Consider the following 10,928-nt stretch of genomic DNA (forward strand, 5'->3'; position numbering starts at 1 on the left):
ATGGAGTTCTTCAACAAGTTCGTGGACAAGGGACTTCTCGAGAGACTACACAATATCGTGAATTCAGACTTCGAGAGAGTTACTTATACAGAAGCGGTTGAGATGCTTAAGAAGGCTGACAAGGATTTCCAGTTCCCTGTTGAATGGGGAATCGACCTACAGACTGAACATGAGAGATATCTCACTGAGAAAGTGTTTAAGAAGCCCATCTTCGTAATCGACTATCCGAAGGAAATCAAGGCGTTCTATATGAGGCTCAATGACGACGGCAAGACTGTTGCAGCTTGCGACCTGCTCGTGCCGGGAGTTGGTGAGATTATCGGCGGCAGCCAGAGAGAAGAGAGACTTGATATCCTGGAAGCTAGAATGGATGAAATTGGCATGAACAGAGAGCTCTACGATTGGTACGTAGATCTTCGTAGATACGGTGGTGTAAAGCACGCGGGCTACGGACTCGGCTTCGAGAGAATGATCATGTATCTAACAGGAATGAGCAACATCAGAGATGTAGTTCCATTCCCAAGAACACCTAAGAACGCTGAATTCTAAAACTTCTAGGCATAAAATTACATATTAGACTAATTTAGCGGTGATTGTCCAATGCCTGTGATATGGCGTTGATACTCGCCGCTTTTAACATCATAAAAGTACGGCAAGTAGAGAACATAATCTGCTCGCTGTACTTATTTTATTGTCAATTTAAATACTGTATTGAACAAGATACAACCTATGTTATACTTGTGACAAGAGCTTAAATAATTTTATTGGCTCAACAATAAAATAAAATCAATGGGAGGATCTAAGGATGAAAGGTTATTCTACAGATAAAATCAGAAACGTCATACTTTTAGGACATGGCGGCTGCGGTAAAACGACTTTTCTTGAAGCTGCTCTACTTGCCACTGGTGCTATTACCAGAATGGGTAAAGTAGAGGATGGCAACACCACATCGGATTACGACAAGATGGAAATTGAGAAGAAGCATTCTATCAATACCACTCTAGTTCCGGTAGAGTACCAGGGATATAAATATAATTTCCTTGATACCCCAGGATTATTCGACTTCAAGGGAGAGATTCGTTCAGCACTGAGCACAGCTGCATCATCGATTATCATGGTTGATGCATCCGCTGGCGTGCAGGTTGGAACTGAGAAGGCATGGGAGGAATGCAGTAAGCATAAGAATCCAAAATTTATAGTCCTCACCAAGATAGATAAAGATAACGTAGATATAGACAAGGTTGTAGCACAGCTTCGTGAGAAGTTCGGAAACTCCGTAGTTACTGATGACGACAAGGACGCTCTGAACGAGGCAGTTGCTGGTACAGATGAGGCTCTGATGGAGAAGTTCTTCAATGATGAGCCATTTACAGAAGAAGAGTTCTATAACGGACTTATGACAGGAATTGCTACAGGTGATGTAGTTCCAATTATCAAGATGTCTTCCAAGACAGGCGAAGGAATAGACGAAGTTCTACGCTGCATCAGCAAGTATGTTCCTACACCTAATATGCACCCTGCATATCCTGCAAAGAACATCAAGGACGAAGACGTTGAGATCACTACAGATCCAGCAGAGAAGCCAGTTCTATGGGTATTCAAGACAATCGCTGACCCGTTCCTAGGCAGAATTTCCTACGCAAAGGTTATTACAGGAACTGTCAAGGTTGGTCAGGATCTATACAACTCTCGCACAGAGAAGATGGAAAAGCTCGGTTCGATGTTCTTCGTAAGAGGTAAGCACCAGATTCCAGCAACTGAGGTTGTGGCTGGAGATATCTTTGCACTTGCCAAGCTAGCAGGCACTAAGACTGGCGATACACTTTCGCTCAAGAGCGAAGGCATCAAGTTCGAGCCAATCGACTTCCCTAAGCCAAACTACTTCATCGCAGTTCAGGCTAAGGATAAGAACGACGAAGAGAAGATGGCACAGGGGCTATTCAAGCTAATGGAAGAGGATCCTTCATTTGCACTAGTGAGAAATGTTGAGACACATCAGTCACTTCTCGGCGGGCAGGGAGACCTCCAGATTGGAATCATTAAGGAGAAGCTCAAGAAGAACTACGGAATCGACGTAGTGACTGTTCCTCAGAAGATTGCTTACAGAGAGACAATTAAAGGAACATCAGACGTTCAGGGCAAACACAAGAAACAGTCCGGTGGAGCGGGACAGTATGGAGACGTACATATCAGATTCTCACCATCTAACGAAAACTTTGAATTCTCTGAGGAGTTATTTGGAGGTGCAATTCCTAAAAACTATGTACCTGCGGTTGAGAAGGGGCTCCTCGAGTCGATGGAGAGAGGACCACTCGCCGGCTGCAAGGTAGTTAATATCAAGGCTGTACTATACGATGGTTCGTACCACGATGTAGACTCCAACGAAATGGCATTCAAGATTGCAGCATCTCTAGCATTCAAGAAGGGTATCGTAGAGGCTAAGCCTTGCCTACTCGAGCCAATCATGAAGCTTGACATCGTAGTTCCAGAGAAGTACACAGGCGATGTGATGGGTGACATGAACAAGAGAAGAGGTCGCATACTCGGTATGGATCCAGCAGATGATGGCACAACTTGCCTACACGCTGAAGCTCCAGAGGCTGAACTCTTTGATTATGCAATCGTGCTGAGAGCTATGACTCAGGCTAGAGGAAGCTTTGAAGTTGAGTTCTCCAAGTACGAAGAAGTACCTGCTAACCTAGCTCAGAAGATTATCGAGACTCACAAGCAGGAGACAGAAGGTAAATAAACACTTATAGCGATATATTGGTAAAGACCAGCCGCATGGCTGGTCTTTATACTTAATGCGGGTTTTCTAGGTGCATGCCTAAGGGATGACACTATGAACAGAGAATCGGTGAATCAGCGGGCAAGTAATCATGTGGTGATTTGGAGGAACATTTACTGCAAGAGTGCGTTTTTTCTGATATCATAAGCGTATTGAACTAGAGAGGAAGGACTCATGAAATTTAGAGACAGACTAGACAGAAAATATCTCAAGATAGTTGCTTACGCAGTTCTAGCGGTTGGACTATCTTACGCTTTGATTTTGCTGCTTGGGCAGTACCAAAGCCTTGGCAAGAGCTTGATGAGCGGCATAAACTGGGTGGCAGCGATTCTTAAGCCGGTTGTAATCGGTGGAATTTTGGCGTACATCTTAAATCCGCTCGTTGGACTAACTGAGAGACTCATAACTCGCAATGTAAAATTGCTGAGCCAAAATCCAGTGCAGAAAAAGCGTAGACATTCGCTTGCTGTGATACTAACGCTACTAATTATTGTAGCCATTGTGCTAGCCTCACTGACTGCGGTTATATATGCTGTGACGAAGCAGGTACAGACTATCAATGCAGATAGCATCAATGCACTTGTAAACAGCATTGTCGATCAGGCAAAATCATTTGAACACAGCTTTAAGCAGTGGCTATCCAAGTATAACTTTGGCAAGAACTATGATCTTAACTTTGAGAAGAATCTTATCAACTGGGTTTCGAGCAAGCTAAATAGTGCGAGAGGTCTTCCAACGCTATTCTCAAATATAACGGCCGGGGTGAGCACTCTTCTATTCTCGGTAATGTTCGCGGTATACTTCCTATTTGATGCTGAAAACCTAAGAAAGTACTGGGGTAGAATGCTCAGAACAATATGGTCGCAGAATGCAAATGATCATCTTACATATGTGTATAATGATGTAAACAAGGTATTCAGCGGATACTTCCGCGGTGCAGCGATGGATGGATTTACAGTAGCACTTCTTATTAGTATCGGACTGACGGTTGCTGGCATGCCTTACGGTGTAATGATCGGTGTTATGGCAGGCATCGCTAACCTAATTCCTTACATGGGACCCGTTGTCGGATACGGACTCACTATCGTGTCAGGCGTGATTTCTGGCGAAATCAAGACGATGATTATTTCTATCGTCATAATTTCGGTTGTTCAGGTGTTAGATGGGGCAGTTATAAATCCAAAGCTTCTATCACAGAGTATTGAGATACATCCAATGTTAGTATTGGTAGCGATTATCGCAGGTGAGAAGGTAGGCGGATTTGCAGGCATGATTGTTGCGGTGCCATTTGCGGCCCTGCTTAAGATCTGGTTCGAGCGACTAGTTGAGCTGAAGGCGAAGGCTAGAGCGTCTGAAGACGTTAGTGTTGTGGATGAGAGTGTGGACGTCGAGGGTGTGGAAGAATAGTGAGTTTAAGGGGTAAAATGCAGAAACAACATTCTTTCGAAACTGCGTGTAAGCATCTAACAGAGACAATTCTGATTTTTAAGGACGAAATCGCGTCAACATGTAAAGAACTTCAGGATACGGACTGGATATTTGACAAAGGCGCAACAAAGGTTTGCAAGGCTGATGAAAATGGCAAGAAGAAACGCTGTAAGGTTGGAATAAAGTGTCAATCAAAAGCCGCTCTGTCAAATGACACTGCAATAGAGATATGGTGCATGTTTATGGCTCGCTTTAATGACAGTTATCTGCCTAATATAGAAAGACTTACAGAGAATGAAGAAATGGGTAGATACGTATTTTCTGCCAAGAATAGTGTTGGTGATGAAATTGAATGTATAATTTACACGCCGGGTGAGTGGAACATTCCGTTAATAAGCATTACAGGCTATGTTGGGTCAAGGTATAGAAATTCGGATATTGACTAAAAATGGGGGGATATATGATAAAAATCCTATTTATCTGTCATGGTAACATATGCATAACGTTGAAATTTAAATGGTTATAGAAATAGAACTGTGATTTTACCCCAGATTTACCCTTAATCCCGAATAAAAAAATATATCAGTATTTTGAGGATGAAATCTTTAATTAAAAAGATTTAGTCGATTTGTACTACGGAAAAATAATATTTTAGTTACCTAATCTTTTTAGGTAAGTTTGTGATATTAAGCGTAAAGTTGAAAGTAAGATTGAGTTAAATAGTGATGAAAATAAGATATAAATAAATGCACTTAACTTAATACTAGGGTGATGAAAATTTGTAGGGAGGGAAATAGTTTTGATAAATTCTGCTGATCGAATGGATTACATTGCAGATTATATTGCATCGTATAAAACAAAGATACAACTCTTGAATAGACAAGGGCTTTTTGATAATGCCACCTTATTTGAGTTGTTTGCAGAAAACGTTTGCTCGTTATGGTTTGGGAAAACGTTCAAAAATTTGAACCTAGAGAAATCAAACTATCCTTATGTAGATTTGATTTCTGAAGATGGAAAAATTTTTATACAAGTAAGTACTGGAAATGATATACCAACAAAGATTAGAACGACATTGGAAAAAATTCGAGACAGCAAGAAGCAAGATTCTAAAAAAATTACAAAGGTTTTTTTCTTTATGCTTGGGAATTCATCAGCAAAAAATGTAAAAGAATTTTCAGGAAAAAATAAAATTGGAAATATTGAATTTAACGTATCAGAAAATCTTATAACAACTGATTCTGTGTTAAGAAGAGCAAAAAATGATTTAGATTTTCAAATAAAGTTATTTAAACTATTAAAAAAAGATAGCGAGAATATTATAGCGAATGCCGATAAATATCTTGAAGTAATTAAAACAAGTAAACAATTAATAAATCTTAATATCGAAAATCTAATTAATAATGAATATGAAATAGATCGAACCGATCTAATCGCTAGAATAAAAAGTAGTAAATCAAAATATATTACAATTAATGGAGCCGCTGGTGCAGGCAAATCTGCTTTATGTAAAAAATTATTGCAAGATGAAGAAAATATACTGTATTTGAGAGCTGAAAAAATTGCAGATGCTAAATCCACTGATGAATTATGGGGGATTAATATAACGTATATTTTAAAATTGCTTGGTGATAAAAAGCTTGTTATTTATGTTGATGCTTTAGAATTTATAGCGGACTTACCTAAAACAAAACTTGATATTCTACAAGAACTATATATTTTAGCATCAAACTTTAGTAATGTAATAATTCTATCAACATGTAGAACAAGTGACAAAGCGGCGTTCCTCAAAATAGAAAACATGTTTAATGTTGAATCTTTTACAGTAGATTTGTTAGATGACCATAGCCTAGCACTTGTCTGTGAAAAATATGGGGTTGTTAAGAAGCTAGCAAAGCAAAATGAATATTCACAATTATTGAGAACACCTTTTTATTTGAATTTGATTGTAAGCAAAGTTAAGAATCCTGATGAACTTTCAGATATTAATGATCTTAGGAACTTGATATGGCATAAGGTGATATGTTTGGATGGTGTCGATTTGCCAAGTGGAATTAATAATAATGACATAAAAAAAGCAGTGATAATGATAGTCACCAAGCGAGCAGTAGAATTTCTATCTGGAATTTATATTGATGAAATCGGAACAGAGATTCGCAAATTGTTATTTTCGCATGGAATAATAACATTCTGTGATGAACATAGAATACGCTTAAAATATGATATTTTTGAAGATATTTGTTTTGAGAATATTTTTGACAAAAATTATGTGGAATGCAAAGGAGATTATATTCATTTTTACTCAAAGCTGAGTTCGCTTGGCAAGTGTTCTTTTAGGAGATATCAAATTTGGGTTGAAAACAAGCTTTTTACTAAAAGAAATAGGGACGATTTTCTTTATTCGATATTAAATAAAGATTCAATTCCTTCAATTTGGAAAAATCAAACTATTATTGGAATTGTAAAGTCTGAATTTTGTTCGGAATTTTTCGCGGAAAATGGTTCTAGATTTTCATTAGAACTGCATAAAGAATTTATTAAGCTTACAAATCTCTATGCATTTCAGGCAAATATAGTTCAGATGCAATATAATAATGTCTATTTAAAACAAAAACCAATTGGAAAAGGGAGAGAAAATCTTATAAATATGGTTTATAAGAAAGATAGTTATAAGAACGAGAACTTAAAGCCATATATAGAGAAATTATGCGTAGATTATTCTAGTTCTGAACACTTCAATGATGAGGCGGGAGAATATACATGTAAAATTTTGGAATATTATTTTGAAGAAGAAATAAAAGATATACAAACGGCATATTTTAGAAACGAGGATAAACTAACAAGATATCTTTCATCAATATATTTGATGACTAAGTACGCAAAAGAATGGATTCAAAGTTTATGGAAGAATATTTCAAATGATTATTTGAATGGAGATAGAAATGTTGGACATATTGCAGAAAAACTTATCAAGTTTACATTAAAAAACACAACAGCAACATTAGCGTTGTATATCCCATATGAATTATGCAGGCTTGCAAATGTATATTGGTTTACAGAAAGAAAAATTGATGACAACTTATTGTTTTATCATAATATCGATGATGAACAAAATAAGGCTTTAGGGTTTTCAAAAAAAGGTAGTTCCTATCATTTTGAATTTAGGCATATTATGGATAATGGCTTTCTTAATATGATATGTAATTTCAGTTTCTGGATTGCTTTAGACTGGATAATCGATAAAACAAATTATATTGCTTTAGAACTTCAGAAAAATGGTAAAAAAGCTATTACTGAAGTGGAAATTTTGACTGAGGGCGTTAGACATAAAAAAAAGTTTCTTTGTAATCCAGAATTTTGGCTTGTTGGAGTACAAGAAAATAGGGTGCATGATTTTATTAGTGATGCTATTTACATTTTGGGAGATACTATACTTTCTTTTTTGAAGATATTAACTGAAGATGAAAAAGTAGATTTCTTATTAACAATAAAGCAAATAATATTAACAAAGTCCAATAATATTATGCCACTTACTATAATTAATCGGTTAGGGTGTGAATTAAATAAGATTATTCCAGGATATGCAGTTTGCTTAGCTAGTAACATCGAATTAATCTATTTAGACTTTCAAAAAGCAGCAATTTTACGACCAGATGTTGAAAGAAAACTTTTAGAGAATCAGGTTATGCTTACAATGGGCATTCCAGAATTAGAGCACAGATATAAAATAGATTTGCAAAAAGTATGGACCTTGCAAGAATATATGTGTAGTATGTAAATGATTCATGATGACGCATTGAATGAAAGAATACATGAAATCTTGGACTATCTTTATTCAAAGTATCCAAATTCTGGAGAAACTGCAAATTGCAATCTTCAGATTCAGAAAATGGATTTTAGGCGAGTTAGTATAAGAAATATTAAAGATGATATTTACGAAATTGAACCAGAGATAAACGGTGAAGCACAAAAGATAGTAAGTGAATATCAAAAAAGTAAATATTTTGAAAGCCAAACTAAGTTCAAAAAAATTCTTGATTCTGTTGAAGAATCAATGAAAGACAAAGAATTTTCTATAGAGAAAAGTCTTTCTGTTATTGATTCGTTACTAAATCTAAGCGGAGAGGCAGAATCACCTTACTTAATTGAAAATTATACATATATGTTGATGGCATGTGTGCTAACAAAAAAAGATATTTCTTTAGAGCGAAGGTCTCAATTATGTAATATATGGCTTGATGGGATTGATCGAATCTTCAATAATGGTATTTTTGTTTGCGATGCTATTCTTAGCAAAATCTTTTTTTCACAATTAGAAAATGAATTAAAAGAAGATGTACGTAGAAGATTCGCCATTACAATAATTAATTGCTTACTTTATCAAGGCTCACAAGGGGTGATAAGAGATATAACAAGACATCTAAAAAAATATCTTTCAACAAATAAGAGCTTGGCAAAAAAAGTTTTTAATACTATTGTTGCTATAGCTAAAGATGAAATGACTGAAAACATGCATAATGCAGCAGTAATAAAAGCTAAAGAAGAGAACTTCACATACATACCAAATCGTCACCCAAGAGTTTCTGTTGCTACTGATAATGCTGAATTTGACTATAAGATTTATAAAAGCAAAAGAGATGAAATAATTGAACATTATTTAGTGCATGGTTGCAATATGGAATATTCTAATTTTAATATTAGTGACTACAATCTAAATACATTATGTTACATAGCTAATTGTGGACTTTCTTTATCTGATGCTGATTTCAAATCCTACTTGACGAAAACATTGCTAGAAATGGTTAATGTAATTTTTGAAGTAAGAGAATACTATAAGTTTTTAGATATATATGCAATATCTGAAGTAGAAGATTTCTTTGGAACTTGTTTAACTAATGGTAATTTTTATAAGGATGCAGTAGATATATTATTTGATGATATAAATTTTGAAAAATTAAATCAAGAAAGTTGCAAATTTTACAACAAAATTGCTAGCAATGTGATGATAGCATATTTCGATGCATTTAGTGATATAGAACTAAGAAAAAGATATGAGGATATCATAAAATATATTGAACAGAAAATATCACTTATTAAGTTAGAGAGAGCTAAAAAAGAATTAACATCGATGCTTATGTTAACTACAGAAGGTCTGTCTATGGTTAATTTAAATAAATGTAATACGAAATATTCTTTTGCAGATAAAATTTTCCTAAATGAGATATGGGGGAAGTACGCTAATTTAAACTTTGAAGACTACATGGTGATTTTATATCAGTTCCATATTTCTGAATTATTACCAGAAATACTAATTTCACTAAGTTCTTGCTTAGAAAATATAAAAGATGACAAACAAGATTTTTATGAAAAAGTATATAAATCAGAAGTTATACTAAATGAAATAATTACAAAGGCGTATCTTGATTATAATGATGAAATTAAGTCCAACTATCAATTGACTGATGCATATGAAAATGTATTAAAAAGCTTGATTGAAACAAATTTAGAATCAGCCGCTGTGCTATTAGATGATTTTAGAATACATTGAAAAATGATTTTTTGTTTTATTAAAAACTCTTCATGAAGAAAGGGGATTATTTGATAGCGTTTAATCGGATTTGAATTAATTAGATGTAAATTTTGCCTTCTAATTAATATTAGTCGGCAATTATTAATAATATTTAATAATCAGCAAATAGGAGAATTGTGATACATGACTAAAATATTATTCGTTTGCCATGGCAACATCTGCCGCTCCACTATGGCAGAATCGGTTATGAATCACCTCGTGAAAGAGGCGGGGCTAAGCGACAAATTTGAAATAGATTCGGCTGCGACAAGTAGAGAGGAAATCGGAAATCCGCCGCATTACGGAACGGTAGCGAAGCTCGAAGAAGTTGGCATACCAGTTGTGCCGCATAGATCAAGGCAGATGACTGCGGCAGACCATGAATATTTCGACTATTTGGTAGCTATGGATGAGAACAATCTGCGCAACATGAAGAGGTTTGTGAGCAGTGATGAAGAGGGTAAAGTTTCGCTTCTACTTGAGCATGCTGGCAGAAGTGGAGATATCGCAGATCCTTGGTATACAGGGAATTTTGATGTGACGTATAATGATGTCATGGATGGATGCAGGGGACTTCTTGCAGAGCTACAAAAAATTAAGTAACGGAATAAAGGTACTCAGGTAAGCGAAATAACACAGTAAAAGTGTCTCTTTAGAAATAAAGGCGCTTTATTGAGTTTATTACAATCCGATGTAGAAGGAGTATTTGAATTAGATGGCTAAGAAAGCAAAATCAGTATATATGTGCGCGGAGTGCGGCAACGAGTTTCCAAGCTGGCAGGGGCAGTGTTCTTACTGTGGGGCATGGAATTCGATTGTAGAGCAAAAGGTTAAACCGGATGCTAATAGCGACGCGCGCAGGAGGACGACTAGCAAAGCGGCTCCGTCTAAACTAAAAAGTGTAGGGACTGGAAACTACACGAGGATTACCTCAGGAATTGAGGAGCTAGACAGGGTTCTCGGTGGTGGCATTGTGCTCGGTTCGATGATTCTTATATCCGGTGAGCCTGGAATCGGAAAGTCGACGCTGATAATTCAGTCGGCTAATTCGATAGCTCTAAATAACGGAACCGTGCTCTACGTTAGTGGAGAGGAATCGGAAGAGAAGGTGAAACTAAGGGCTGACAGGAGCTGTGTATAAGA

General features: G+C 36.2%; 8 protein-coding genes. All 8 read left to right on the top strand.

The window, feature by feature from the left end:
• Window positions 1-549, top strand: a 549-nt coding sequence (locus AXF17_RS09445; protein ID WP_330398538.1) for an amino acid--tRNA ligase-related protein, incomplete at its 5' end; no start/stop codon positions are given.
• A 256-nt stretch (window positions 550-805) separates the two neighbouring features.
• Window positions 806-2,749 (top strand): elongation factor G, encoded by a 1,944-nt coding sequence (locus AXF17_RS03425; RefSeq protein ID WP_094233809.1) that lies wholly within the window; start codon window positions 806-808, stop codon window positions 2,747-2,749.
• Window positions 2,750-2,962: 213 nt separating this feature from the next.
• Window positions 2,963-4,195: an AI-2E family transporter gene (locus AXF17_RS03430; RefSeq protein ID WP_094233810.1), complete on the top strand. Its 1,233-nt coding sequence runs from the start codon at window positions 2,963-2,965 to the stop codon at window positions 4,193-4,195.
• Window positions 4,196-4,212: 17 nt separating this feature from the next.
• Complete coding sequence (locus tag AXF17_RS03435) at window positions 4,213-4,662, top strand: hypothetical protein (RefSeq protein ID WP_094233811.1); 450 nt, start codon at window positions 4,213-4,215, stop codon at window positions 4,660-4,662.
• Between the two features lie 353 nt (window positions 4,663-5,015).
• The gene (locus tag AXF17_RS03440; protein WP_207651580.1) at window positions 5,016-7,994 is read left to right on the top strand and encodes an SMEK domain-containing protein; all 2,979 of its coding nucleotides are present in this window, start codon (window positions 5,016-5,018) and stop codon (window positions 7,992-7,994) included.
• A gap of 18 nt (window positions 7,995-8,012) precedes the next feature.
• Window positions 8,013-9,764, top strand: coding sequence for a hypothetical protein (locus tag AXF17_RS03445; RefSeq protein ID WP_157682551.1), 1,752 nt, complete (start codon window positions 8,013-8,015; stop codon window positions 9,762-9,764).
• Between the two features lie 165 nt (window positions 9,765-9,929).
• Window positions 9,930-10,388 (top strand): low molecular weight protein-tyrosine-phosphatase, encoded by a 459-nt coding sequence (locus AXF17_RS03450; RefSeq protein WP_094233814.1) that lies wholly within the window; start codon window positions 9,930-9,932, stop codon window positions 10,386-10,388.
• Between the two features lie 112 nt (window positions 10,389-10,500).
• Window positions 10,501-10,926 carry an ATPase domain-containing protein gene (locus tag AXF17_RS09450; RefSeq protein WP_237049076.1) on the top strand — a complete coding sequence of 142 codons (426 nt, stop codon included), beginning with the start codon at window positions 10,501-10,503 and terminating at the stop codon, window positions 10,924-10,926.
• Window positions 10,927-10,928: the final 2 nt, after the last annotated feature.

This window comes from Mogibacterium pumilum, from assembly GCF_002243385.1.
Lineage (GTDB): Bacteria > Bacillota > Clostridia > Peptostreptococcales > Anaerovoracaceae > Mogibacterium > Mogibacterium pumilum.

Coding starts and splice junctions, on each gene's coding strand:
- AXF17_RS03425 (WP_094233809.1), top strand. CDS start 806: ATGAAAGGTTATTCTACAGATAAAATCAGAAACGTCATACTTTTAGGA.
- AXF17_RS03430 (WP_094233810.1), top strand. CDS start 2,963: ATGAAATTTAGAGACAGACTAGACAGAAAATATCTCAAGATAGTTGCT.
- AXF17_RS03435 (WP_094233811.1), top strand. CDS start 4,213: ATGCAGAAACAACATTCTTTCGAAACTGCGTGTAAGCATCTAACAGAG.
- AXF17_RS03450 (WP_094233814.1), top strand. CDS start 9,930: ATGACTAAAATATTATTCGTTTGCCATGGCAACATCTGCCGCTCCACT.
- AXF17_RS09450 (WP_237049076.1), top strand. CDS start 10,501: ATGGCTAAGAAAGCAAAATCAGTATATATGTGCGCGGAGTGCGGCAAC.